Raw genomic sequence first — 23,632 nt, 5'->3', positions numbered from 1 at the left:
CCGTAGCAGGCTCCCCTCCGTTTCTGCCCGACGGCTCGTTGGCATGCGAGCCCCAAGCCCTACGGAGCATCGGGGGATGCAGATGAACAGCGTTCCGCAGCACCTGCACAGCGAGGACCGCCAGGAGTACGAGCGGATCCTCGACGAGGCGCTGCGCTCCGCCCCACACCACCCGGACCTCGCCGCTGTCGGACAGCGGCTCAACTCCGAGCAACTGCGCACCATGGCCCTCAACGCCTCCGCGCTCATCACGGTGGCAGCGGCGGCCGAGTACCAGCACTACGTGAAGGTCCGCGAGGAGCTGCGCCACCCCGCGCCGTCCACCGCGGCCACCGTGCCCGAATCAGGCTCCGCCGACACCGGCGTCGCCACGATGGACCTGGCCAACACCATGGGCGAGGCGACCCATGCCGCCGGAGCGGGCGCCGTGGCCGCCGTCCTCACCCCCGTACTCGCCGGGACCGCCGCGGTGATCTTCCTGCTCGTCGGTTACCTGCTCAGAGCAGTCGCCCCGGAACAGGCGTTCGCCCGGACCATGGTCGCGGCGGGCTGGGCGTTCGGAGCCGTGGCTGCCGCGGCGATCCTCGTCGCCACCGTCGCTCTGCTGCTCACCGCACTGCGCAACCGGCCGTCTCTGGAGGCCGCTTCGTACGGCGAACAGAACGAGGAGGTCACGCAGGCCAGGGAAGCCTGGCGTGAAGCCCTGCTGGAACGCGGCATTCTGCCGTTTCTCCGCGAGGCGCTCGCCAACCCCGGGGTGGCGACCGCCCCCCACACCGAACCCTCCCCTCCCGCTCCCACCGGCCGCCTCCCGAAGATCGGCTACGGTCGCCCGGGCTTCAGCAGCCCCGACGACGGACGCTCGACCGGGCCCCGGCCGAGTTTCAGCAGCCCTGACTACACCAGCCCCGAATTCGGCGGCCCGGAACACCACCCCGAATAGCCGTCCCTGCGCCACTTCGACGCAGGCAGGACTCAGGCAGGACTGAGGCGGGACTCGGGCTGAACTCAGGCAGGGCGGGGTTCGGGGCATCGGTGCACCGGATCAGGGAGGCATCCGGGGGACCGAGGCTCAGGAAGCGCTCCCTTCAGGAAGGGACCGGGCAGAAAGGTACCGGGCAGGGAGGTACCGGGCAGGGCGAATCAGGAGCCGGGCCCTGGGCTGCGCCCACGCCCTGGCCCCGGGTCGGCGTTCGGGCGGGGCGAGGCGGGCCGCGTCGAGTCCCGCCTGGCCCGGTCTGCCCCGTGGGCAACCGGCCCTGAACGAACGGCCGACGCACGGCTGCGTCGTGGAGGTGCCTCCGCCTCCCGTTCCGGCGAGCTGCCCTGCCCGGTGTCTTCGACCCGGCTCGACACCAGCCGGTTGCCCACCGCCTTACGGCCAGGACGGAAGGCCTGACTCCAAAGCCCGACCGGAGCCCTCAGAGGATGCCCGCCTGGCTCGCCGCCTTGATCCAGTCGGGGAACTCCGACAGCAACCGGTCGTATAGCTCCTGATCAGGGACGGTGCTGATGTCGTCCACCGCGAAGAACCCCACGTTGTCGACGCGCCGCCCGGGAAGCGTGTCGAACCGCTCCAGCACCCCGTAGTTGGACCGCCCGAGCCCCACGAACTGCCAGAAGATGGGTTCCTCGACCGCCGCTCTCAGCTCCCGCTCGATCGCCGCGTCGCGGTACACCCCGCCGTCGGAGAAGAACAGCACCAGGGTCGGAGCATCCGCCGGATTCGCCCGGACGAAGTCTCTGACCTGCGCAATCGCCTTCTGCTCCTCATTCTGGATACCGACCGTACGCATGTCGACCTGCCCCGGTTCCATGCCCTTGCGAGGCTTCTTGGACCGACGGAACAGACTCATCTCACCCACTCGCACATGCAGCCGCAGCCATTCGGGAAGTTCGCCGATCCGCAGGTCGGGGAGTCGGGCCGTCTCACTGGCGAACGTCCAGGCCTGCATCTCCCCGTCGTCGTCGAGTTGCGCCGCCACCGCTGCCATCCGCTCCACGACGTCCGCCACCACGCCCTTGGAATACAGGAACGACATGGACCCCGAGGCGTCGAGAACGAGCAGGATGCGCGCGCTGATGCCGGCCGCTCCGCGTTTGCTCAGACTGACGGCGACCTGCTCCTTGCGCAACGACAGCCGTTTGCGCATGTCGACGGGGAGCCGCTCCTCGCCCTTGGTCAGACGAGGTCCCGAAGCCGAGCCGGGAGCCTGGCCCGGCCGGCCCGGTGGAGGTGCCGCAGGGAGTCCGGCCGGAGACGCATGGCCCGGACCGCCATGTGGCGGTAGGCCCCCAGGAGCGGAACCCGGCTGCCCAGGCCACGCCGACGCAGCGGACGCGGCAGGGGCGACGGGCGGCTTCGGCGGGACGGGTGGGATCGGCGAGGCCGCCGCCACAGTCGTCTCCCCCGGCTCCTCGTCGACGGTGATGCCGAAGTCGGTGGCCAGCCCGGCCAGTCCGGAGGCGTAGCCCTGACCGACCGCCCGGAACTTCCAGCGTCCCTCGCGCAGGTACAACTCGCCGCCGATGAAGGCCGTCTCCGTGTCGGCCTGCATCTCGAAGCGCGCCATCTCGGACTCGGACCGGCCGTCGGCACCGAACACTCGCAGCGTCAGGCCGGTCACCTGCCCGAAGGCGCCACCGTCGGCGGACGCGCACAGCACCACCCGGGTGATCGCGCTCTCCAGCGAGCGGAAGTCGACCTGGACGGCGTCCGTCACGACTCCGGCGTCGCGGCGCTTGCCGAGGTGCCTCACGGCGCCGGACGCGTGGAGCGGCTGGTTGTAGAAGACGAAGTCCCCGTCGTTCCGGACCCGCCCGGCGTCGGTCAGCAGCAGCGCCGAGACGTCGATGTCCGGCCCACCGGCTCCCTCGGCCCAACTGAGTTCGACCCGGACATCCGGTGAGTCGATCGGCAGATTGGCGCCCTTGCTCATGGATCGCGCTGTCATGGGGGCAAGTGTGCCGAGTCGCCGTCCGACTTCAACCGACGGGACGACCCCAATCGAACGGAAGACATCAACCGGCGCGAGGGCTCCAACCGGCTGGACTACTTCAGCCGAACGGACACGACACCCTCCTCCCGGATCGCCGCCTGCCCTGACGGCGCTCGCGGCGGCGCTTCTCCCCCTCCTCTCGCCGACCGTCCCGACGATCTCGGCGAACTCATCGACCTCGGCAGCCTCGGCGAACTCGGCGCATCGGAGTCGCGGATCCGCCGGTACTGACTGCCGGACCCCGCGGCGCCCCTGCGGCCGACCGCCCTTCCACCGGCCCCCACCGGTTCCTCCATCGGTTCCCCCGTCCCCGTCTCCGTCACGTTCCGTCGATACTTGTGAGTTCCGCCAGTCCCCACGGGCGCCGCCCGGACGGTCAACCCGACAGGCAGCGCCGACGGGGGACGGGTTTTCAGTCGGCCAGCGGCAGGTACACCCGATTCCCGCTCGCGGCGAACTCCTTCGACTTCTGCAGCATCCCCTCGGCGATGTCGTCCGCCGAGGCGCCTTCCGTCGCTCCACCGCCGAAGCGCTCGTTGATGCTCTGGCTGATCTTCATCGAGCAGAACTTCGGCCCGCACATCGAGCAGAAATGCGCCGTCTTCGCGGGCTCTGCCGGCAACGTCTCATCGTGGAACTCCCTTGCCGTGTCCGGGTCGAGAGCGAGATTGAACTGGTCTTCCCAGCGGAATTCGAAACGCGCGTCGGACAGCGCGTCGTCCCATTCCTGCGCACCGGGATGACCTTTCGCAAGGTCGGCCGCGTGGGCGGCGATCTTGTAGGTGATGACACCGGTCTTGACGTCGTCCCGGTTGGGCAGCCCCAGGTGTTCCTTGGGGGTCACGTAGCAGAGCATGGCCGTGCCCCACCACGCGATCATCGCGGCGCCGATGCCTGAGGTGATGTGGTCGTACGCGGGCGCGACGTCCGTCGTCAGCGGGCCGAGCGTATAGAACGGAGCTTCATCACAGATCTCCTGCTGAAGGTCGATGTTCTCCTTGATCTTGTGCATCGGGACGTGGCCCGGGCCTTCGATCATCGTCTGTACATGGAAACGCTTGGCGATCGTGTTGAGTTCCCCGAGCGTCCTCAATTCCGCGAACTGGGCTTCGTCGTTGGCATCAGCGATCGAGCCAGGCCGCAGCCCGTCGCCGAGCGAGTAGGTGACGTCATAGGCGGCGAGGATTTCGCAGAGTTCCTCGAAGTTCTCGTACAGGAAAGACTCTTTGTGGTGCGCCAGGCACCAGGCCGCCATGATCGAGCCGCCGCGCGACACGATGCCGGTCTTGCGGTTGGCGGTGAGCGGAACATACGCAAGACGCACGCCTGCGTGGACGGTCATGTAGTCGACGCCCTGTTCGGCCTGCTCCACGACCGTGTCCTTGTAGATCTCCCAGGTCAGCTCCTCGGCGCGCCCGTCGACCTTCTCCAGCGCCTGGTACAGCGGCACGGTGCCGATGGGAACGGGGGAGTTGCGCAGCACCCACTCGCGGGTGGTGTGGATATTGCGTCCCGTGGACAGGTCCATGACCGTGTCGGCACCCCACCGGGTGGCCCAGGTCATCTTCTCGACCTCCTCCTCGATGGAGGACGTCACGGCCGAGTTTCCGATGTTGGCGTTGACCTTGACCAGGAACCTCTTGCCGATGATCATCGGCTCGATCTCCGGGTGATTGACGTTGGCCGGCAGCACGGCACGGCCGGCGGCGATCTCCTCACGGACCGCCTCGGGAGAAACGTTCTCTCGGATGGCAACGAACTCCATCTCGGGGGTGATCTCCCCCCGCCGCGCATACGCGAGCTGGGTGACGGCCTTGCCGTCCCGGCTGCGGCGCGGGAGCCGGGGCCGGCCGGGGAAGACGGCGTCGAGGTTACGCAGACCGCCACGCGGCGAGGTGTGCTTGATGCCGTCGTCCTCGGGGCGGATCGGACGCCCCGCGTACTCCTCGGTGTCTCCACGGGCGATGATCCAGCTCTCACGCAACGGCGAAAGGCCCCTGCGGACGTCGGTCTCGACGAGTGGATCGGTGTACGGGCCTGAGGTGTCGTAGAGCGTGACCGACTTCCCGTTGGTCAGATGCACCTGACGGACCGGTACCCGGAGGTCGGCGCGAGCGCCGTCGACATACCCCTTGTGCCAGCCGATGGACTTCCTGGCCTCCGCGTCGCTCCCGTCGACGGCAGTCGCACCAACCGCATGCGCGTCGAGCGGGCTTTCGGTGGGTGCGTCCGCGTTGAGCGGGCTCTCGTCCGCCGCGTTCTCGCTGGTCGCGTTCTGCACGGAGGCAGGCGTGCGTGCGTCCTTCTTGGTCATGAGACCTACTCCCTACGCCGGCATTACCCGGTAACAGGTTCGGCGGTCGACGCAGCGGCTACCGTCCACCGACGTTTCATGTGAAACATCCCTCGACGTGAGGGACGTTCCACGTGAAACATCGCGAAGACGGAGGTCAGCGCCCTCTCAGCCCGGTGCTCCGAGCTCCCGCGTGTGCAAAAGTGCCTCCACGCTAGCGTCAATCCGGGCGCGGTGAACAGAGGGCCCCCGTCGTTCTTGCGATGATCGGTCGGTGACCACTCCACCCCCTCCCCCGTTCCCGTCCGAGCCGCACGGTCGTCCAGGCGCCGGAAACGGCCCAGCCGACAGCCCTGGCGGTGTCTCCGGGGACGGTCAGAAAAGTCCTCAGGACGTCAACCGCGGTGGCAGTGGCACTGGTGACGGCTTTGGGCAGCCTCACCACCCCGGGCGTGCTCAGGGGCAGGGGCCCGGCCAGGAGCCGGGGTACGCGGGAGGGCTGGGCGGCCTGAGGCGCGCCCGGACGCCGGGCGGTCAGGGGCCTGACGCCGGCCCTGGCAGGAACCCGGGCACGGCGCAGGACCGCAGGGGTGGCTACGAGGGCGGTTACGCGTACGGGTACGGGAGCGATGCGGGCGGCAACGGCCTCCATGAGGGCCGGCCCCGGCACGACGGGGAAGATGAGCAAGGCCATGGTCCCGGACGCGGAACCGGCTCCCACCCCGTTCCAGGTCCTGGCGCCGGCTTCGGCTCGGCCCCGGGCCGGGGCCATGGCCTCGGCCTCGGCCTCGACCCGCAGAGCGGGCACGGGGTGGGGGTCGGCGTCCGTGGACCGGTGTCGGGAGACACGCCGGGGACCGGATCCGCCGACGAACCTGCACCCGCCCGACACGGTGAGCACCAGCTCGGGCAGGGGCACGGGCACGGGCATTCTCATGGTCACAGCCACAGCCACGGTCCGGCCGCTCCCGTCTCCCGGCATCTGCGGAAGGTCATCGCGGCCACCCTCATCCCGTTCGGCGTCGCCGTCCTGGCCGGGCTCGTGGTGCTGTGGCCCGGCGGCGCGCCGGCACACGAACGCACCGGGGTCGGATTCGACCGGCAGACCCAGCAGGCCACGGTCACCGAGGTCGTGAGCGTGAGCTGCGCCTCGGTGAACGCCTCGGGCGCCGCTCCGACGGGTGACACGTCGACGGCCGAGGGCTCTTCGGCGCAGCAGCAGGCGAAGGGCACCTGCAAGAAGGCGACGATCCGGGTGGACACGGGCGACGACAAGGGCCGTACGTTCACGGAGATCGTCCAGCCGGACCAGACCCGGCAGTTGGAGCAGGGCGAGAAGGTCGTGGTCGCCTACGAGCCCTCCGCACCGAAGGACCTGCAGTACTCGGTCACCGACGTGAACCGCCGCATTCCGATGTCCGTGCTGGCCGGCATCTTCGCGATCGCGGTCGTGGTCGTCGGGCGGCTCCGGGGCGTGATGGCTCTGGTCGCGCTGGCCATCAGCTTCCTGGTGCTGAACTTCTTCGTGCTGCCGGCGATCCTGCAGGGCTCGAACCCGTTGGTCGTGGCGGTGGTGGGATCGAGCGCGATCATGTTGATCGCCCTGTACCTGTGTCACGGGCTGTCGGCCCGCACCTCTGTCGCCGTACTCGGCACCCTGGTCTCCCTGCTGCTCATCGGCGTTCTCGGTTCGCTGTTCATCGACTGGGCTGCGCTGACCGGCAACACGGACGACAACACGGGCCTGATCCACGGCCTGTACCCGTCGATCGACATGAGCGGCCTGCTGCTCGCCGGCATCATCATCGGCTCGCTCGGCGTCCTCGACGACGTGACGGTCACCCAGACGTCGGCGGTCTGGGAACTGCACGAGGCCAACCCCTCGATGGGCCGACGAGGGCTCTACCGGGCGGGCATCCGTATCGGCCGCGACCACATCGCTTCGGTCGTCAACACCCTGGTCCTCGCCTACGCCGGCGCCGCCCTGCCGCTGTTGCTGCTGTTCTCGATCGCGCAGAGCAGTGTGGGCGGCGTCGCCAACAGCGAGTTGGTGGCGGAGGAGATCGTCCGGACGCTGGTGGGCTCGATCGGCCTGGTCGCCTCCGTACCGGTCACGACACTGCTGGCCGCCCTCGTGGTCTCCGCCGACCGTCCGGGGACCGACTCGGTGGCCGTGACGGCACCGGCAGCGGCTCGCGCGGGTTCGACGGCTTCTACCGGCCCGGCTGCTCCGTCTGCTCCGTCGGGTCAGGCTGGTGCGACTGCTCAGGCGAGAGCGGCGTCCGGCCTCCTCGCGGGCCGGGGCGGCCGCGGCAGGCGCCGTAAACGCTGACCCGCGCTCCCAACGCCCGACCTCGGCACCCGACCCGTGTGCGTGAGGGTGAGCGGGCGCGCGCCCGTCCGGCCCTCCAGGAAACCGGAGGGCCGGACGGGCCGTCATGCCGGCGGCCGGACGAATGGACGGGCCACTGGGTGGAAGGGCTGCTGAACCGATGGAGAAGCGTTCCTGCGCATGCCCGCCTTGTGACGAAGCGTTACGCCACAGCTGGTCACCGGCCGTCAACCCGCGCTCTGCTCCTCCGCGAGGATGCGGTCCAGCGCCTCGTCCAGATGTGCGTCGAAGTCGGCGAGCGCGCCTTCCTGCCCCAGAGGCACGAGCTTGTCGGTGCGATCGAGGAACGCCACCAAGGGGGCGGCCGAAGAACGGAACACAGCCTGGTCTCCGCAGACCTGAAGCCGGATCAGCACTTCCCCGAGCACATCCGGATCGACGGGCGAGACGCGGACGTCGCCCTCACCGCACGGCCTGCCCACCCCGTCGATGAGCAGCTCCCGACCGAAGGTCCAGGTCACCGGGGCATCACCGGGCAAGTGGAAGGTGAGCCGCACCGCGTAGGGATCGCACGACTCGTAACCCAGCTCGACCGGGATGCGGAACGAGAGCTCCTCGGAGACGAGAAAACTCATCATGACCTCTGCCTGTACTGCCTGCACGGACTCGCGCATCGCCTAACCCCGTCATTTGCCGTCGATTGGCCGGGAATGAACCTTCTGACACTGCAGGCATCTTGCTGAACGTACACAACAGATCACAAGGAGTGAGTTTTCAGATACTGATAGAGATCGCGAGAGACCCCAGCAGCCGTCCGACCTCGTTCTGCAGTTGCCGGGCCGCGGCGTGCAGCCGGTCGGCGTGATGCACGGGGAGTGACATCGCCATCGTCGCGGCCGTGGTGCCCACGGTGATCGGGATGGCGGCGCACACGGTGCCGAGCGCGTACTCCTGTCGTTCGACGACCGGTTCCATACGCGGCATGCGCTCCAGGCGTCGCAGCAGCGTGTGGTTGTCACGCACCGTGTACGGGGTGATCGACTGAGCCGGATAGCGGCCCAGGTGGTCGCGCCGGGCCTCCTCGTCCAGTTGGGAGAGCAGGCACTGGCCGATGGCGTGCGCGTGGCCCGTCTCGCGAAAGTCGGCCCATTCCTCCACCGCCGGGTTGCCCGGGGTGTCGGAGACGCACATGATCTCGATCTCCCCGTCCCGGTACCGCGCGTAGTACACGGGGACACCGATCGAATCGCGCCACTGGGCGAGAGTGTCGGCGACGGTGCTGCGACGTTTCTGCGCGGCCCCGCTGCTGCCGAGCCGTTCAGCGGCCTCGCCGAGGAAGAAGAGCCCCTTGTCCCGGCGCAGATAGCCCTCGTGCACGAGGGTGCGCAGGAGGTGGTAGGCCGTGGGCAGGGCGAGGCCCGTCTCGCGGGCGAGTTGCTTCGCCGGGGCTCCGAACTCGTGCTCGGCGACGGTTTCCAGCAGCCTCATGGCGCGCTGTACGGAACCGATCAGGGTGGCCGCCGGGTGCGGTTGCTCGGGGACCGCCGGGTCGGGCGGCCGCTGGAGCGGAGGTGCGAGGGAACGCGGCGGGGTGGGGGACGCGTACGTGGTGGCGGTTGCGGTGTCGACCGAGGACAAGGGGGGCACTCCCGGAGCGCGAGGGGGCGGTCCGTGCGGGGGAACACGGGAGGGGGCGTACCGCTCGCGGGGCGTCGTCCCCGCGTCGAATTCCGGACTTTAACCGTCTGCCACCGCTTGCAGACGGGCTGTGGGAAAACTTCCCCCGGCCGAGGGAACCGGCGATTCCTGTTACCGTCCCCGGCCTCCGGCGCCGCTCACCGGCCCCCGCGCCTCACCAGTCGCTGCGCGACGAGGAACTCGACATGAACTTCCGCACGACGTAGACCAGTCCGCCGACCAGCGCCACGAAGACCAGCAGCTTGAAGAGCAGGCCGATCACGAAGCCGACGACACTGGCTATCAGTCCGCCGAACACGACCAGCGCGATGACCGGCACCGCGACCCACTTCACCCACCACGGCAGTCCCGAGAAGATCTCTTGCATGGCCCTGGTCCTCATCCTCTTCGATCGACTTCCGGTGCTCTGTCGCACCGGATCATTCGATGTCCTGCGTCGATGCTAGGTCCGACGAAGGGCCGACGGGGGCCTCGGATCCCTTGTCCTCCCCTGATCGAACCCTTAGGGAACCCCGAGGCCGCGGGTCGGCGGCAAGGCGGAGGAGGTCAGCTCTCGGGCGGCGAGAACACCACCAGGACCCGCAGATCCTCGCTGATGTGATGGAACTTGTGGGCGACGCCCGCCGGGACGTACACCACGCTCCCGCGGGCCACCTGTGTGGTCTCCAGGCCGACGGTGATCGAGGCGCGGCCGCTCACCACGAAGTACACCTCGTCCTGGGCGTGCGGATTCTGTGGATCATGAGTGCCGGCCTCGAGCGCGTACAGGCCGACCGACATGTTCCGTTCGCGCAGAAACTGCAGGTAGGCGCCGTCGTTGGCGGCTCGTTCCGCCTCCAGTTCATCCAACCGGAATGCCTTCATCAGCCTTGTCCGCTCTCGTCCGGTGCTCATTGGCGATCTCTCTGCCACGATCAGACACATGAAGAATTTCCTAGTCAAGACGATCGCCAACGCAGGTGCTCTGGCGGTCGCCGTCTGGCTGCTCGACAAGATCACCCTGACCGGTGACAGCACGGGCAAAAAAATCGGCACCCTCCTCGTCGTCGCCCTCCTCTTCGGTCTGGTGAACTTCCTGGTCAAGCCGATCGTCAAGGTACTGACCTTCCCCTTGTTCATCCTTACGCTCGGTCTGATCACCCTGGTGGTCAACGCCCTGATGCTGCTGCTCACTTCGTGGCTTGCCGACAAGCTCGACCTGAGTTTTCACGTGGAAGGCTTCTGGACCGCCGTTCTCGGCGGCCTGATCATCTCCGTCGTCTCCTGGGCGCTCAACGTCGTGCTGCCCGACGAGGACTGACCGGCGATGGCGTACCGCGTCTGTTTCGTCTGCACGGGCAACATCTGTCGCTCGCCGATCGCCGAGTCGGTCTTCCGCGCGCGGGTGGAGGAGGCCGGGCTCGACGGCCTGGTCGAGGTCGACAGCGCCGGCACGGGCGACTGGCACGAGGGCGAGAAGGCCGACCCGCGTGCTCAGTCCGTCCTCGAGGAGCACGGTTACGCACTCGACCACACGGCCCGGCGTTTCGAGGCGTCCTGGTTCGCCCGCCTCGACCTGGTCGTCGCCCTGGACCTCGGGCACCTCAAGGCGCTGCGCAGCCTCGCCCCCTCGGCGCAGGATGCGGCGAAGGTGCGCCTGATGCGTGCGTACGACCCCGCGGCGGGCGACGACCTGGACGTCCCCGACCCCTATTACGGGGGCCGTGAGGGCTTCGAGGAATGCCTTGAGATGGTGGAGGCGGCGAGCACCGGTCTGCTCGCCACCGTGCGTGAGGACGTGGAAGGACAGGTGGCATGAACGGTTCCGCTACGAACGAGGGGGTTCCTCCGGGCTCCGGCGACGGCACGCGCGCGGTGCGCGCCGGGCTGCCCGAGCCCGTGAAGTACGAGCCCACCCTTCCCGGGCCGGTGTTCGCGGCGCACTTCCACCTGCCGGGAGAGCCCACGGGCCCCTACACCTACGGCCGTGACGAGAACCCGACCTGGACCCATCTGGAGCACGCCATCGGCGAGCTGGAGGCGCCGGGCCGGGACGGCGTCGAGACGCTCGTCTTCGCCTCCGGCATGGCCGCGATCTCGTCGGTGCTCTTCTCGCAGCTGCGCGCCGGCGATGCCGTCGTGCTGCCGGGCGACGGCTACCAGGCGCTGCCGCTGGCCCGCGCCCAGCTGGAGGCGTACGGCATCGAGGTGCGCACCGCTCCGACCGGCGCGGATGCCCAGATCGAGGTGCTCGACGGCGCGAAGCTGCTGTTGATCGAGACCCCCTCGAACCCGGGCCTCGACGTGTGCGACATCCGCAGGCTCGCCGACGCGGCGCACGCGCAGGGCGCACTGGTGGCCGTGGACAACACGCTCGCCACCCCACTCGGACAACGCCCGCTGGAACTGGGCGCCGACTTCTCGGTGGCCAGCGGCACCAAGCAGCTCACCGGTCACGGCGACATCCTCCTCGGATACGTCTCCGGGCGCGCCGGCGAGCCGATGACCGCCGTCCGGCGCTGGCGCAAGATCGTCGGAGCGATCCCGGGACCTATGGAGGCCTGGCTCGCCCACCGCTCGATCGCCACCCTGCAGATGCGGGTCGACCGGCAGAACACGACCGCTCTGGCCGTGGCCGAGGCACTGCGGGACAGGCCCGAGGTGAGTGGCCTGCGATACCCGGGACTGCCCGACGATCCCTCCCACAAGGTGGCCTCGCAGCAGATGCGGCGCTACGGGTGCGTGGTCTCCTTCACGCTGGCCACCCGCGCCCATGCCGAGCGGTTCCTGGACGCGCTGCGGCTCGTCGACGAGGCGACGAGCTTCGGGGGAGTGCGCTCCACCGCGGAACGTCGCGGACGCTGGGGCGGGGACGCCGTGCCCGAGGGGTTCATCCGGCTGTCCGTGGGTGCCGAGGATCCCGAGGATCTCGTGGCGGATGTGCTGCGCGCCCTGGAGGCATCGGGTCGATGACCGGCTTACGGACGCCTCACCGGTGCCCCTCCCCGGGCGCAGAGCGGTCCGAGCCTCCCCCCTCGTGGCTCGGACCGCCCTCGGTTCTGCGCGCGAAGAACCGCGTCCACAAGGCTAGTTGACTCTCTGTCAGTGTCCAATCACGGTAGCGGCAGTGGCCTATCGACTTATTTATAGTTGGATCCTGTCCGAGAGCCCGGCGAAAGGCGGGAAGGGGGAGGACGCCCGATGGATCTGGCCCTGCTGCGCACCTTCGTGACCGTGCACCGAGCCGGCTCCTTCACACGCGCCGCCGCGTTGCTGGGCCTGTCCCAGCCCGCCGTCACCTCTCAGATCCGCACGCTGGAGCGGCAGGTGGGACGCCCCCTGTTCCTGCGGCAGCCCCGCGGTGTGACGCCGACGAGCATCGGGAACGAACTCGCCCACAAGGCTGCTCCTCACCTCGACGCTCTGGTGGGCATCGCCGAGACCGGTCTCGACGAGGAGTCCGCCGCGCGGACGCTGCATCTCGCCGGTCCGCCCGAGTTCACCGCCGAACGGGCTCTTCCGGCCCTGGCCGAACTGTCCGGCGACGACGGCCAGAGGTTCGCTCTGCGCGCCTCTTTCGGCACCGCCGAGGAGGTCCTGGAAGGCCTGGCCGCAGGCCACCACGACCTGGCCATCAGCACGGCCAGGCCCCGCGGGGCGTTGCTCACGGCGACCCCGTTGTGCGACGAGGAGCACGTGCTGGTCGCTGGTTCTCGGTGGGCCGGACGGATCGACTCCGACAGGCTGCACCGCAAGGACGCGTCCGCGCTGGCGCAGCTCCCCGTCATCGAGGTACACGAGTCGCTGCCCCTGGTCACCCGCTACTGGGCGTCCGTCTTCGACGCCCGCCCCACCGCTTCGGGCACCGTCATCGTGCCCGATCTACGGGCGGTCCTCACCTGTGCGGTCGCGGGAGCCGGTCTGGCGGTCCTTCCGCGGTATCTGTGTGCGTCCGCGCTCGCCCGCGGGGACGTCGTCGCGGTGTACGAGCCGGTTGTGCCGCCGCTGCGGACCTATGTTCTGGCGGTGCGTACCGGGACGCTCGCGATGCCGCATGTCGCACGAGCGCACGACCTGCTGCTGGGCGCGGCCGCCGCTTGGTGCTGAGCCCTGGGACGGCTACGTGACGAGACGCGCCCGACCAGTGACCTCTCGGGATGTTTCACGTGGAACCAGCGGGGCCACATTTCTCCCATGACCGTACGCCCCGTGGTCAAGCGCACCGCACGAGCTGTTCTTCTCGACGGCGACAACCTGATCCTGATCAAGCGCACCAAGCCCGGTGTCGATCCTTACTGGGTGACGCCCGGTGGCGGGGTCGAGCCGGACGACGCGACGGTCGTGGATGCCCTGCATCGCGAGGTGTACGAGGAACTCGGCGCCAAGATCACGGATGTGGTGCCCTGCTTCGTCGACACTGTCGAGCACATCGGCGCGGACGCCGCCACGACAGGCGTGAAGGTGCAGCACTTCTTCGTCTGCCGTCTGGAGTCCATGGACCCGGCGCTGCGGCACGGGCCCGAGGTGGAGGAACCGGCCGGCGAGTACGAGATCGTCCGGGTGCCGTTCACCCGGGTCGGCATCGCCTCCGTCCACCTCGTCCCGCTGTCCCTGCGGCACTATCTGGACGGCAATATCGAGGGCGTCCGGGCCATGCACGCCCCCGACCTCGGCTGAGGTCCGGCCGACCGCCGTCCGCTCGCGCCGGAACGACCAGGACCGGCCCGGGGCGCTGCTTGGGCCCCTCGTCACCCGCCGGGGACGACGAGTTCCTCGACCGCGTCATGGCGTATGCGCTTCCGGGAGACACCGGCATCTCGCAGGGCCTCCACCGCACTGCGGATCAGGCCCGGCGGGCCGGCGACACAGGCGTCGTGATCGGTCCAGGGACCGAAGGTGCGTAAGGCGTCGGGCAACTGCGTCAGCCCGTTCCTGTCGATCACGGGACGAACCTCCAGCCAGGAGTGCGCCCGCTGCAGACCGCGCATCGTCTCGATGTCATACAGGTCGTGAACACTGCGGGCGCCGTAGAACACCTCGACCGGGCGCCGTCTGCCATGCTCCGCTGCCTCCTCGACCAGCGCTTTGACGGGGGCGATGCCCGTACCGCCGCACAGGCAGAGCAGTCCGCTGCCTCGGTTGTGGTCCACGGTCATCGAACCGGTCGCCGGCCCGAGCCGGAGGACGTCGCCCGGCCGGACGCGATGGACCAGTGCGGTGGAAACCCAGCCTGCCGGCACGGCCTTCACGTGGAACGTCAGCAGACCGTCGGAGCGGGGCGCGGAGGCGAAGGAATAGTGCCGCCAGATTCGCGGCCACCAGGGCGTCTCGAGTCCGGCGTACTGTCCGGCGCGAAAGGCGTAGGGCTGGTCGGGACGGACGGTCAGGATCGCGACGTCCGGTGTCCTCGGCTCGTGCGAGACGACCTCCGCGTGCCACGAGGCCGGTGCACGCAGTTCGTCGGCGGCCGCCGCGTCGATCATGACCTGGGAGAGCCTGGTGTAGGTCCGCACCCAGGCCGCTTCGGCCCGGCCGTCCCACACGGCGCCGGCGTACCTGCTCAGCGCGCCGAGGAGGCACTCGCCGACGGCTGGATAGTGCTCGGCCCGCGTGCCGTACTTGCGGTGACCGCGGCCCAGGTTCTGCAGGTACTCGATCAGGAACGGTGCGTCGTCGATGTGCTCGGCGGCGGTCAGCAGGGCCTTCAGGAACCGGTCCCGCTGGACTTTCATGGCGGGAGGGAAGAGAGAGCGCAGGTCGGGGTGGCGGACGAAGAGTGCCGCGTAGAAGTACGAGGTGAACTCGTCTGCGACCGGAGTCACCTCGGCCATAGTGCGGCGGACGAGCACGGCGTCCGGGGACGCCCCTCCGGGGGGTGCGGACCGCTGGACCGGGCCAAGGTGACCACCGGGCACGACGGCCGGCCGCGGCTCGCCCTCCGTGGCCGCGTTCGGCTGCTCCAGCTGCTTCGGTAAGGCGAACCAACCGCCTTCGCCACCGGGCGGGCCGTCGTCAGCCGACCTGGTGACCGGACCGTCCATGATGTGCCTCGCCTCGAAGGTCTGCTCTGCCGGTCGGCGCACTGCCGGAAAGACGACGTCTCGCGTCTCGCGCGCCTCGCCCCGGAAGCCACCGGATTCGACCCTACCGGCCGCCGTCAGCCGTACGAGTACCCCTCGGGCACACCCGGGTACGAGGAAGGTGTATCGGCGGTTCCGCCCGATCGCCCTATGGGGCAGGGGAATTCGAGACGGATGCGATCGTGCCTCTCCGGGTCGTCGGTGAGCACGCGGCTACGCCACGGCGCTTAGAGCTTCCGCGAACGCCGCACGTTTCACGTGAAACGTGCGCCGCGCTTCGGCAGAGGGCGGCCCGCACGCTCCTCTGTTTCACGTGAAACGCTGCCCGTCTACCGACATGGTGTGCTGTGTGGGCCATGGCATGGCCAAAAGGACGCTCGTCCAGAGGAATCGGGTGGACGGGGACCACCCGATTCGGACAGCCTGACCTGCGTGCCGACTCCTTCTCCCACCGCTTGGCCCATCCGCCGTCTGACCCGCCGCGATCTCACCGCCTGTGCCGACTTGTCCGAGGATCGGGGGTGGCCTCGCGAGGAGCACAAGTGGGGCTTCCTCCTTTCCGCGGGACAGGGCTACGGCATCGACGACCCGGCCGGAGGCCTCGTCGCCGCGTGCGTCGTCACCGAGTACGGTCCGCACGGGCGTCCTCGTCTTGGCGCCATCGGCATGGTGCTGGTCGCCGAACGGCACGCCCGTCAAGGCGTCGGCAGGCGTTTGATGCGCCATGTCGTGTCGTTGATGGACGCCACGCCTCTCACTCTGCATGCCACCCCGAACGGCCGTCCGCTCTATGAGGAGCTGGGCTTCAAGTCCACGAGCCGGGCGGAGATGGTGCGTGGGCGCTTCGCCACGCAGGAGCCGGCCTCAGGGGTGGCCACCCGTTCGGCCACGGCGGAGGACCTGACCTCGATCCTGCGACTCGACGAAGAGGTATTCGGCGCCGACCGCACACAGGTGATCACCCGCCTGCCCGCGTTCGCCGATCAGTTGCGCGTCGCTGAGGACGAGGGCCGGATCATCGGGTACGCGGCCGCATGGCCCAACATGGAGACTCACGTCGTGGGCCCGCTGATCGCCCGGGACACGGAGACCGCGAAGGCCCTTCTGGCCTCGCTCGCTTCAGGCACGGACCGGCCGCTGCGCACCGACATCGACGTACGGCACGAGGAGCTTCTGGACTGGGTCAAGGCGCGGGGCCTGGAAACCGTGGCGTTCAACTCCGTCATGACCTATGGGATCGCGGAACTCCCGGGCGACTGGCGTCGCCGCTTCGCTCCCCTGACGGTGGCGGCCGGCTGACAGCACACGACTGTTCCGTGAAGAGCGCCGTTTGCCTGGTCAGGCAAACGGCGCTCTTCGTGGGACGGGGTCCGTGTCAGACGAGTGCGTTCACCGCGGCCGTGGCGAAGCCGTGATCCTGTTCGGGGGCTCCGCCGCCCACTCCGAGCGCCCCGATCAGACGCCCGTCGCGGTGGATGGGCACTCCGCCCGCGATGAACAGCAGCGGCCGGTCGAGCGCGGTGGGCAGGGTGTGGAAGGGGCCGCCGGGCTGAACGGCGTCCACGAGGTCGGCCGTGGCGGCATTCAGCTGAAGAGCGGTGTACGCCTTGCGGGTGCTCGTCTCTCCGGAGATCAGCACCGCTCGGTCGTCCCTCCGGAAGGCCAGCAGATGACCGCCCGCGTCGAGCACCGTGACGCTGACGGTCACCCCGGCGGCCTCGGCGGCGGTGTGCGCCGCCGCCACGAGGGTCTCGGCGTCGTGGATCGTCAAAGGCACGGCGGTGATGGTGTTCATGCGGAAGTACTCCTCGAAACGGGGGGATGCGGTCGCAGACGTACGGAAGGGTTCGGGCCGGGTGACCGCGCCGCGGGCGCGGCCTCGCCGGGTGAATCGGGCGGACTCAGTGCTGGACGGCCGTCTCACGCTCGGCGGAGGGGCTGCCGGAGACGACGTGCCCGGAGTGGGCGCGTGCGCTGTCACGGCGCTCCAGCGCGGCCGAGGCGACGGCGAGCAGCAGGGCGCCCGCTGCCAGGGCGGCGCCGACCCAGTTGGGCGCGGTGTAGCCCAGTCCGGCCGCGATCACGAGACCGCCGAGCCAGGCGGACAGCGCGTTGCCGAGGTTGAAGGCGCCGATGTTCACGGCGGAGGCCAGCGTGGGGGCGCCGTGCGCCTGGTCCAGGACGCGCTTCTGCAGCGGAGGGACAGTCGCGAACCCCAGGGCGCCGATCAGGGCGATCGTGATGGCCGCCAGGACCTTGTGATGGGCGGTGACGGTGAAGAGCGCCAGGACGACGGCCAGGGCCCCCAGAGAGACGTAGAGCATGGGCATCAGCGCCCGGTCGGCGTACCTGCCGCCGATCAGGTTCCCGCCGACCATGCCGAGACCGAAGAGGACCAGCAGCCAGGTCACGGAACCGTCGGCGAAGCCGGCCACGTGCGTCATCATCGGCGCGATGTAGGTGATGGCCGCGAAAACGCCGCCGAAGCCGAGAACGGTCATCGCCATGGCGAGCAGGACCTGGGCGTTCTTCAGAGCGGCCAGCTCGTGCCGCAGACGCACGCCTTCCACGCGCGGCATCTCTGGCACCAGCCTGGCGATGCCGATGAGGCCGACGACACCGAGCGCGGCGACGACGGCGAAGGTGGCCCGCCATCCGACGTTCTGTCCGACGAGGGTGCCCAGGGGCACGCCGACCACGTTCGCGACAGTGAGGCCGGTGAACATCATCGCGATGGCGCCGGCCTTCTTGTCCGGTGCGACCAGGTCGGCAGCGACGACCGATCCGATGCCGAAGAACGCGCCGTGGGCGAGGGACGCGACCACGCGGCCGATCAGCATCACGGCGAAGACCGGGGCGACCGCGGAGAGCAGGTTGCCGGCGATGAACAGGCCCATCAGCAGCATCAGCATCGTCTTGCGGGAGATCTTGGTGCCGAGGACCGTCATGAGGGGGGCGCCGAACAGGACGCCGAGCGCGTAGCCCGTCACGAGGAATCCGGCCGTGGGGATCGACACGGCGAAGTCGTCCGCGATCTCGGGCAGCAAACCCATGATCACGAATTCGGTCGTCCCGATTCCGAAGGCCCCGATCGCGAGGGCCAGAAGCGCGAGAGGCATAGGGTGACACCTTCCCAGATGATTGCAGGAGCGCTTTGCGTGCTTCGACAATAGTTGCAGACGCGGGCTAATGGCAAACGCTGGCAATTGCAGATGTGCTCTACCCTGGATGGCAGCCGTTCCGGGACGGAGGAGAACCGCCATGACTGCCACGGACCCCGCGCTCACCGCCCTAGCCCAGGGCTGGTGCGCCCTCTCGCTCCTGCACGGGAGGATCGAGGCCCATATCGAACGGGCACTGCAGGCACACCACGACCTGAGCGTGCGCGAGTACTCCCTGCTCGACGTCCTCAGCCGGCAGCACGACGGCGACGGCGGGCATCTGCAGATGAAGCAGGTGGCCGACGCGGTCGTCCTCAGCCAGAGCGCGACCACCCGGCTGGTGACCCGGCTGGAGGACCGCGGTCTGCTCGAGCGCTACCTGTGCCCTACCGACCGCCGCGGCATCTACACCAACGTCACCGCAGCCGGCCTGGCACTGCTCGGCGAAGCCCGTCCGACCAACGACTCCGCCCTGCGCGAGGCTCTCGACGAAGCTGCCAGGAACCCGGAGCTGACCCCTCTCGTCAGGGTCGTGGAATCGCTCAAGGAGCCTGTGACCCTGCCTGCGTAGAGTGGCGGCCATGGGAGATCTTGAGATACGCGCTGCCGTCGCCGAGGACGTTCCCGCGATCGTCGCGATGCTCGCGGACGACGCTCTGGGCGCACAGCGTGAGTCACCGGACGACCTCGGGCCGTACTTTGCTGCGCTGGAACGGCTCACCGCCGACCCGAACCAGCGCCTGGTCGTCGCCGTTCGTGAGGGACGGGTGGTCGGCACCCTCCAGCTGACGATCGTTCCGGGCCTGTCCCGGCGGGGCTCGACCAGATCCATCGTCGAGGGTGTCCGTGTGCACGCCGACGAGCGCGGCAGCGGCCTGGGCACACGGTTCATCGAGTGGGCGATCGAGGAGTCCCGGCGGGCGAACTGCCAACTGGTTCAGCTGACCTCCGACAACACCCGCACGGACGCCCACCGCTTCTACGAACGGCTCGGTTTCGTCGCCTCCCACGTGGGTTTCAAGCTGCAGCTCTGAAAACGGCTCCGAAACCTCTTCCCGGAGAAGCACATCGCTCGTGGTGGGGAGTCCTGTTTCACGTGAAACAGGACTCCCCACCACGAGCAAGAGCGTCTAGCCGATCCCTCGCCACCCGGCCGGGTCGACACCGCCTGGCACCGCAGTGCCCTCCTCATAAGGCCGGCGTGTGAAGACGAACGACCCCAGGTCCAGGTGATCCACGCTCCCGTCCGGACGCCGTACCGCCCGCAGGATCTCTCCGGCGTAGTAGCCGTCCAGCCCGGTCCAGGTGCCGTCACCGTTCGGCCGGAACCGGGAGCGCCGGCCACCACCGGACAGGGGCCCCAGAGAGAGGAATCCGTCAGCGGACACCCGCAGCGCGACCGGACCGGTTCCCCAATACCACTGACCCGCCAGCTCCAGGACCGACTCCTCGATCGCCGGCAACGGACGCCACGGCTCGGGAATCCGTGGCTCGGACTCGGCGACGATCCGCACGAGATCGGCCGCGACCTGGGAGGTCAGCAGCCCCGACGTGCAATTCGCGAGCACGACCGCGGCCACGTCGTCCTCGACGCCGACCACGAGCGTGGCCAGAAAGCCGGGAACCGATCCGGAATGGCCCACGAGCAGCCGTCCGCCCCGGTGCTGGATCTGCAGTCCCAGTCCGTAGGACGCACCGTCCGCCAGGTCCGCCGGTCCGGCCGGAGCAGCGGGGGTTCCCATCTCGCGTAGTGTTTCCACACTCAGCACCCGGTCGTCGCCCCGCGCGAGAAAGACGGCGAACCGCGCCAGATCGCCTGTGGTGGACCAGAGCTGCCCCGCCGGCGCCATCCGCCCGAAGTCCTCGGCGGGCTCCGGCAGCATGACGTCGGCCCAGGGATGCACTGCCCAGCCGCCCGCGGCCGGAGCCTCGGGATGAGTGCTCGTGCGGCGGAGTCGCAGGGGTTCGAGGACTTCGCACCGCAGCACCTCTTCCCAAGGCGCGCCGCGCAGCCGCTCGACCAGGGCTCCGAGAACGGTGTAGCCGGGGTTGGAGTAGTGGAACCACCGACCGGCCTGATGCGGAGCCGGTCGGTCGCCGAGGACGTCACCGAGTTCGGGCCGCAGTGAGCCCGGGGTCCTTTCCCACCACGGACCAGGCGTCTCGGCCGCCAGACCGCCGGTGTGCGCCAGCAGTTCGGCGATCGTGACCTCGCCCACGCCGGTCCCGGGCAGGTGCTTCTCCAACGGGTCACCGAGGTCGAGCGCCCCCTCGTCCCGTAGCCGCAGCACGAGGACGGCGGTGAAGGTCTTGGTGATGGAGCCGATCCGGTACTGCACGTTCTCGTCCGGGCCGTGCCCGTCGACCGAGGTCCGCGCCCCGTGCCACACGGCACGCCCGCCCCTCACGACGGCGGCGACCAGCGACGGAGCACGCCCCTCGTTCTGGGCCACGGCGATCCGGTGGAGCAGCGCACGCCGGGTACCGGGCAGCAGCTCTTCCTGAGGTGTCGTCATGGGGCCAGTCCACCCGGCCCGGCGACCGGCGTCGAGTCCATTTCGCCCTGGTCGCCCAGGATGTGTCCGCTCGCGCGCGACGCGCCGCCTCCACACGCGGGCGCCGTCCGAACGGCACAACCCGGTCCGAACCCTGGCGAAGCGCAGGCGATCCGCTTCCCTGCCGCCTATCGAGGGGTCAACACACAGAACTCGTGACCGTCGGGGTCGGCCATCACCACCCGGTCGACGTCCTCCTGGCCTCTGTCGATGCGCGTTGCTCCGAGGGAGACGAGCCGTTCGACCTCCGACTGCTGGTCACCCCCGGCCGGTGGAGCGAGGTCGAAGTGCAGCCGCTCCTTCCCCGTCTTCGGCATCAAGGGGGGACCACCCCACGTGATCTTCGGGCCACCGTGCGGTGAACGGATCGCGGTCTCCTGGTCCTGGTCCCAGACCAATGGCCAGCCCAGCGCCCGACTCCAGAAGTACCCGGTCTCCTGCGACCCGTCGCCCGCCAGCGCTCCGATGAATCCGCACCCGGCGAGAAAGCTGTTGCCCGGCTCGATGACACAGAACTCATTGCCTTCGGGGTCGGCGAGCACCACATGCCCCTCTTCCGGGCGTTGCCCGATGTCGATGTGCCGGGCGCCGAGTCGGAGGGCCCTCTCCACCACCTGTCTCTGGTCGTCGAGGGACGTGCTGGTCAGATCGAAGTGCATGTGGTTCTGGCCGCTCTTCGGCGTCTGGGACGGAAGGAAACGGAGTCGGAAGCCGGTCTCGTCGCTGGGCAGCAGTGTGGTGCCGTCGGAGCAGTCCTCGGCTCTCTCCCAGGAGAGGAAATCCGCCCAGAAGCGCGCAAGACGAATCGGGTCCTGCGCATCGATACAGAGCGCGTGCAGGCGAGAAGTCATCCATGGGCTCCCGGTCGAGGCAGACGGCTCGCGCTGGAGCCTGCCCACCAGGCGCCACCCGGTCAACTGATTAACGCCGACACATCGAGCGGGGCGGCGCCCGGTCCGGTACGCGGGCGTCACACGACCGCGCGTCAGGTCTGCGCCATGTCGACGAAGCGCGAGTAGTGGCCCTGGAAGGCGACGGTGATCGTGGCCGTGGGGCCGTTACGGTGCTTGCCCACGATGATGTCCGCCTCGCCCGCGCGCGGGGACTCCTTCTCGTAGGCGTCCTCGCGGTGCAGCAGGATGACCATGTCCGCGTCCTGCTCGATGGAGCCGGACTCACGCAGGTCGGACACCATCGGCTTCTTGTCCGTGCGCTGTTCGGGACCACGGTTCAGCTGCGAGAGAGCGATCACCGGCACCTCGAGCTCCTTGGCCAGCAGCTTGAGGTTACGGGACATGTCCGAGACCTCCTGCTGACGGCTCTCGGAGCGCTTGGAGCCGCCGGCCTGCATCAGCTGGAGGTAGTCGATGATCACGAGCTTGATGTCGTTGCGCTGTTTCAGGCGGCGGCACTTCGCGCGGATCTCCATCATCGACAGGTTCGGGGAGTCGTCGATGTAGAGCGGCGCGGAGGACACCTCGGGCATCCGGCGCGCCAGACGCGTCCAGTCCTCGTCCGTCATCGTTCCCGAGCGCATGTGGTGCAGGGCGACCCGGGCCTCCGCGGACAGCAGACGCATCGCGATCTCGTTGCGCCCCATTTCCAGGGAGAAGATGACGCTCGGCAGGTTGTGCTTGATCGACGCCGCGCGCGCGAAGTCCAGCGCCAGGGTGGACTTGCCCATGGCGGGACGGGCCGCGATGACGATCATCTGCCCCGGATGCAGTCCGTTGGTGAGCGAGTCGAGGTCGGTGAAGCCGGTGGGCACGCCCGTCATCTCGCCGCTGCGCGAGCCGATCGCCTCGATCTCGTCGAGGGCGCCCTCCATGATGTCGCCGAGCGGAAGGTAGTCCTCGCTGGTGCGCTGTTCGGTGACCGCGTAGATCTCGGCCTGGGCCCGGTTGACGATCTCGTCGACGTCGTCGTCGCCGGCATATCCCATCTGCGTGATGCGGGTGCCGGCCTCCACCAGGCGACGCAGGACGGCCCGCTCATGGACGATCTCGGCGTAGTACTCGGCGTTGGCGGCGGTGGGCACCGTCTGCACGAGGGTGTGCAGATAGGAGGCGCCACCGACCTTGTTGATCTCGCCGCGCTTGGTGAGCTCTGCGGCGATCGTGATCGGGTCGGCCGGCTCGCCCTTGGCATAGACGTCGAGAATCGCCTGATAGATCGTCTCGTGCGCGGGTTTGTAGAAGTCGTGGCCCTTGAGCACCTCGACCACGTCGGCGATGGCGTCCTTGGACAGGAGCATGCCGCCCAGAACCGACTGTTCGGCGTCGAGGTCCTGCGGTGGCACCCGTTCGAAGGTGGTTCCGCCGCCCTCCCACTCACCGCTGTCGCGACCACGGTCATGCTGATCGTCCCGGCCGCGGCCGACGTCACCACGTCGGCGGGAAGCAGGGAGACGATCACTGGGGCCGCTGTCGGCCCACGGATCGTCCAAGGGCTCGGAAATGCTCAACCGAGCCACCTCCTCCCGTCCGCCGAGCGGACCTCGCCGTGCCTCTTTTCTACGGCACGACACTGACAATT

At 69.1% G+C, this 23,632-nt stretch carries 22 protein-coding genes and 1 riboswitch; of the genes, 10 read left to right on the top strand and 12 right to left on the bottom strand.

The annotated features are described in order from the left end of the window. Positions 1-76: 76 nt before the first annotated feature. Positions 77-943 carry a hypothetical protein gene (locus ACGFSH_RS13280; RefSeq protein ID WP_393347833.1) on the top strand — a complete coding sequence of 289 codons (867 nt, stop codon included), beginning with the start codon at positions 77-79 and terminating at the stop codon, positions 941-943. A 478-nt stretch (positions 944-1,421) separates the two neighbouring features. Here ACGFSH_RS13280 and ACGFSH_RS13275 read toward each other — a convergent pair whose 3' ends face one another. Both ACGFSH_RS13275 and thiC read right to left on the bottom strand, forming a co-directional pair. Beyond that, positions 1,422-2,954: a VWA domain-containing protein gene (locus tag ACGFSH_RS13275; protein ID WP_393347831.1), complete on the bottom strand. Its 1,533-nt coding sequence runs from the start codon at positions 2,952-2,954 to the stop codon at positions 1,422-1,424. A 457-nt stretch (positions 2,955-3,411) separates the two neighbouring features. Further along, positions 3,412-5,313, bottom strand: coding sequence for a phosphomethylpyrimidine synthase ThiC (thiC, locus tag ACGFSH_RS13270; protein WP_393347829.1), 1,902 nt, complete (start codon positions 5,311-5,313; stop codon positions 3,412-3,414). Further along, positions 5,306-5,495, bottom strand: a riboswitch (TPP riboswitch). It overlaps the preceding gene by 8 nt. A 632-nt stretch (positions 5,496-6,127) precedes the next feature. Here thiC and ACGFSH_RS13265 point away from each other — a divergent pair. Next, complete coding sequence (locus ACGFSH_RS13265) at positions 6,128-7,624, top strand: YibE/F family protein (protein WP_393347827.1); 1,497 nt, start codon at positions 6,128-6,130, stop codon at positions 7,622-7,624. A 227-nt stretch (positions 7,625-7,851) separates the two neighbouring features. On the opposite strand, the gene ACGFSH_RS13260 is transcribed toward ACGFSH_RS13265, so the two are convergent. From ACGFSH_RS13260 to ACGFSH_RS13245, 4 genes are all read right to left on the bottom strand, one after another. Beyond that, positions 7,852-8,298 (bottom strand): SsgA family sporulation/cell division regulator, encoded by a 447-nt coding sequence (locus tag ACGFSH_RS13260; protein ID WP_329411654.1) that lies wholly within the window; start codon positions 8,296-8,298, stop codon positions 7,852-7,854. Between the two features lie 100 nt (positions 8,299-8,398). Further along, complete coding sequence (locus ACGFSH_RS13255; protein WP_393347824.1) at positions 8,399-9,262, bottom strand: IclR family transcriptional regulator; 864 nt, start codon at positions 9,260-9,262, stop codon at positions 8,399-8,401. Positions 9,263-9,476: 214 nt separating this feature from the next. Next, positions 9,477-9,689, bottom strand: coding sequence for a DUF5326 family protein (locus ACGFSH_RS13250; protein WP_329411658.1), 213 nt, complete (start codon positions 9,687-9,689; stop codon positions 9,477-9,479). A 179-nt stretch (positions 9,690-9,868) separates the two neighbouring features. After that, entirely contained in the window at positions 9,869-10,186 is a 318-nt protein-coding gene (locus ACGFSH_RS13245; protein WP_329417147.1) for a cupin domain-containing protein, read from the bottom strand. Positions 10,187-10,244: 58 nt separating this feature from the next. Here ACGFSH_RS13245 and ACGFSH_RS13240 point away from each other — a divergent pair, with 58 nt between their 5' ends. The 5 genes from ACGFSH_RS13240 to ACGFSH_RS13220 all read left to right on the top strand — a co-directional run bounded on the left by ACGFSH_RS13240 (position 10,245) and on the right by ACGFSH_RS13220 (position 13,978). Beyond that, the gene (locus ACGFSH_RS13240) at positions 10,245-10,622 is read left to right on the top strand and encodes a phage holin family protein (RefSeq protein WP_393347822.1); all 378 of its coding nucleotides are present in this window, start codon (positions 10,245-10,247) and stop codon (positions 10,620-10,622) included. Positions 10,623-10,628: 6 nt separating this feature from the next. After that, positions 10,629-11,120 (top strand): low molecular weight protein-tyrosine-phosphatase, encoded by a 492-nt coding sequence (locus ACGFSH_RS13235; protein WP_393347820.1) that lies wholly within the window; start codon positions 10,629-10,631, stop codon positions 11,118-11,120. Beyond that, positions 11,117-12,274: a cystathionine gamma-lyase gene (locus ACGFSH_RS13230; protein WP_393347818.1), complete on the top strand. Its 1,158-nt coding sequence runs from the start codon at positions 11,117-11,119 to the stop codon at positions 12,272-12,274. The genes ACGFSH_RS13235 and ACGFSH_RS13230 overlap by 4 nt, the downstream gene beginning before the upstream one ends. A 228-nt stretch (positions 12,275-12,502) precedes the next feature. After that, positions 12,503-13,408: a LysR family transcriptional regulator gene (locus ACGFSH_RS13225; RefSeq protein WP_393347816.1), complete on the top strand. Its 906-nt coding sequence runs from the start codon at positions 12,503-12,505 to the stop codon at positions 13,406-13,408. Between the two features lie 87 nt (positions 13,409-13,495). After that, positions 13,496-13,978 (top strand): NUDIX domain-containing protein, encoded by a 483-nt coding sequence (locus tag ACGFSH_RS13220; protein ID WP_393347814.1) that lies wholly within the window; start codon positions 13,496-13,498, stop codon positions 13,976-13,978. Between the two features lie 71 nt (positions 13,979-14,049). Here ACGFSH_RS13220 and ACGFSH_RS13215 read toward each other — a convergent pair whose 3' ends face one another. Further along, complete coding sequence (locus tag ACGFSH_RS13215) at positions 14,050-15,342, bottom strand: globin domain-containing protein (RefSeq protein WP_393348135.1); 1,293 nt, start codon at positions 15,340-15,342, stop codon at positions 14,050-14,052. Between the two features lie 471 nt (positions 15,343-15,813). Between ACGFSH_RS13215 and ACGFSH_RS13210 the strand changes: the two genes are divergently transcribed. Then, positions 15,814-16,680 carry a GNAT family N-acetyltransferase gene (locus tag ACGFSH_RS13210; protein WP_393348133.1) on the top strand — a complete coding sequence of 289 codons (867 nt, stop codon included), beginning with the start codon at positions 15,814-15,816 and terminating at the stop codon, positions 16,678-16,680. A 76-nt stretch (positions 16,681-16,756) separates the two neighbouring features. Here the strand turns inward: ACGFSH_RS13210 and ACGFSH_RS13205 are convergent, their stop codons facing one another. Both ACGFSH_RS13205 and ACGFSH_RS13200 read right to left on the bottom strand, forming a co-directional pair. After that, the gene (locus ACGFSH_RS13205) at positions 16,757-17,176 is read right to left on the bottom strand and encodes a heme-binding protein (protein WP_393347812.1); all 420 of its coding nucleotides are present in this window, start codon (positions 17,174-17,176) and stop codon (positions 16,757-16,759) included. Positions 17,177-17,282: 106 nt separating this feature from the next. Continuing rightward, positions 17,283-18,500 carry an MFS transporter gene (locus ACGFSH_RS13200; RefSeq protein ID WP_393347810.1) on the bottom strand — a complete coding sequence of 406 codons (1,218 nt, stop codon included), beginning with the start codon at positions 18,498-18,500 and terminating at the stop codon, positions 17,283-17,285. Between the two features lie 142 nt (positions 18,501-18,642). Here ACGFSH_RS13200 and ACGFSH_RS13195 point away from each other — a divergent pair, with 142 nt between their 5' ends. Continuing rightward, the gene (locus ACGFSH_RS13195; protein ID WP_393347808.1) at positions 18,643-19,113 is read left to right on the top strand and encodes a MarR family winged helix-turn-helix transcriptional regulator; all 471 of its coding nucleotides are present in this window, start codon (positions 18,643-18,645) and stop codon (positions 19,111-19,113) included. Positions 19,114-19,123: 10 nt separating this feature from the next. Further along, positions 19,124-19,576 (top strand): GNAT family N-acetyltransferase, encoded by a 453-nt coding sequence (locus tag ACGFSH_RS13190; protein ID WP_393347806.1) that lies wholly within the window; start codon positions 19,124-19,126, stop codon positions 19,574-19,576. A gap of 96 nt (positions 19,577-19,672) precedes the next feature. On the opposite strand, the gene ACGFSH_RS13185 is transcribed toward ACGFSH_RS13190, so the two are convergent. The 3 genes from ACGFSH_RS13185 to dnaB form a co-directional block, all read right to left on the bottom strand. Then, the gene (locus ACGFSH_RS13185; RefSeq protein WP_393347804.1) at positions 19,673-21,058 is read right to left on the bottom strand and encodes a serine hydrolase domain-containing protein; all 1,386 of its coding nucleotides are present in this window, start codon (positions 21,056-21,058) and stop codon (positions 19,673-19,675) included. Between the two features lie 167 nt (positions 21,059-21,225). Further along, positions 21,226-21,948 (bottom strand): VOC family protein, encoded by a 723-nt coding sequence (locus ACGFSH_RS13180; RefSeq protein ID WP_393347802.1) that lies wholly within the window; start codon positions 21,946-21,948, stop codon positions 21,226-21,228. Between the two features lie 134 nt (positions 21,949-22,082). After that, positions 22,083-23,561 (bottom strand): replicative DNA helicase, encoded by a 1,479-nt coding sequence (gene dnaB, locus ACGFSH_RS13175; protein WP_393347800.1) that lies wholly within the window; start codon positions 23,559-23,561, stop codon positions 22,083-22,085. Positions 23,562-23,632: the final 71 nt, after the last annotated feature.

It is taken from the genome of Streptomyces sp. NPDC048481 (assembly GCF_043200075.1).
GTDB lineage: Bacteria > Actinomycetota > Actinomycetes > Streptomycetales > Streptomycetaceae > Streptomyces.
The sequence above is the reverse complement of the archived record's forward strand: the minus strand, read 5'-3'. Positions and strand labels throughout refer to the sequence as shown.

What these genes read in the sequence shown, in the direction of transcription:
- ACGFSH_RS13280 (WP_393347833.1), top strand. Translation starts at nt 77, where the DNA reads ATGCAGATGAACAGCGTTCCGCAGCACCTGCACAGCGAGGACCGCCAG.
- ACGFSH_RS13275 (WP_393347831.1), bottom strand. Translation starts at nt 2,954, where the DNA reads ATGACAGCGCGATCCATGAGCAAGGGCGCCAATCTGCCGATCGACTCA.
- thiC (WP_393347829.1), bottom strand. Translation starts at nt 5,313, where the DNA reads ATGACCAAGAAGGACGCACGCACGCCTGCCTCCGTGCAGAACGCGACC.
- ACGFSH_RS13260 (WP_329411654.1), bottom strand. Translation starts at nt 8,298, where the DNA reads ATGCGCGAGTCCGTGCAGGCAGTACAGGCAGAGGTCATGATGAGTTTT.
- ACGFSH_RS13250 (WP_329411658.1), bottom strand. Translation starts at nt 9,689, where the DNA reads ATGCAAGAGATCTTCTCGGGACTGCCGTGGTGGGTGAAGTGGGTCGCG.
- ACGFSH_RS13245 (WP_329417147.1), bottom strand. Translation starts at nt 10,186, where the DNA reads ATGAAGGCATTCCGGTTGGATGAACTGGAGGCGGAACGAGCCGCCAAC.
- ACGFSH_RS13240 (WP_393347822.1), top strand. Translation starts at nt 10,245, where the DNA reads ATGAAGAATTTCCTAGTCAAGACGATCGCCAACGCAGGTGCTCTGGCG.
- ACGFSH_RS13235 (WP_393347820.1), top strand. Translation starts at nt 10,629, where the DNA reads ATGGCGTACCGCGTCTGTTTCGTCTGCACGGGCAACATCTGTCGCTCG.
- ACGFSH_RS13230 (WP_393347818.1), top strand. Translation starts at nt 11,117, where the DNA reads ATGAACGGTTCCGCTACGAACGAGGGGGTTCCTCCGGGCTCCGGCGAC.
- ACGFSH_RS13225 (WP_393347816.1), top strand. Translation starts at nt 12,503, where the DNA reads ATGGATCTGGCCCTGCTGCGCACCTTCGTGACCGTGCACCGAGCCGGC.
- ACGFSH_RS13220 (WP_393347814.1), top strand. Translation starts at nt 13,496, where the DNA reads ATGACCGTACGCCCCGTGGTCAAGCGCACCGCACGAGCTGTTCTTCTC.
- ACGFSH_RS13215 (WP_393348135.1), bottom strand. Translation starts at nt 15,342, where the DNA reads ATGGACGGTCCGGTCACCAGGTCGGCTGACGACGGCCCGCCCGGTGGC.
- ACGFSH_RS13205 (WP_393347812.1), bottom strand. Translation starts at nt 17,176, where the DNA reads ATGAACACCATCACCGCCGTGCCTTTGACGATCCACGACGCCGAGACC.
- ACGFSH_RS13200 (WP_393347810.1), bottom strand. Translation starts at nt 18,500, where the DNA reads ATGCCTCTCGCGCTTCTGGCCCTCGCGATCGGGGCCTTCGGAATCGGG.
- ACGFSH_RS13195 (WP_393347808.1), top strand. Translation starts at nt 18,643, where the DNA reads ATGACTGCCACGGACCCCGCGCTCACCGCCCTAGCCCAGGGCTGGTGC.
- ACGFSH_RS13190 (WP_393347806.1), top strand. Translation starts at nt 19,124, where the DNA reads ATGGGAGATCTTGAGATACGCGCTGCCGTCGCCGAGGACGTTCCCGCG.
- ACGFSH_RS13185 (WP_393347804.1), bottom strand. Translation starts at nt 21,058, where the DNA reads ATGACGACACCTCAGGAAGAGCTGCTGCCCGGTACCCGGCGTGCGCTG.
- ACGFSH_RS13180 (WP_393347802.1), bottom strand. Translation starts at nt 21,948, where the DNA reads ATGACTTCTCGCCTGCACGCGCTCTGTATCGATGCGCAGGACCCGATT.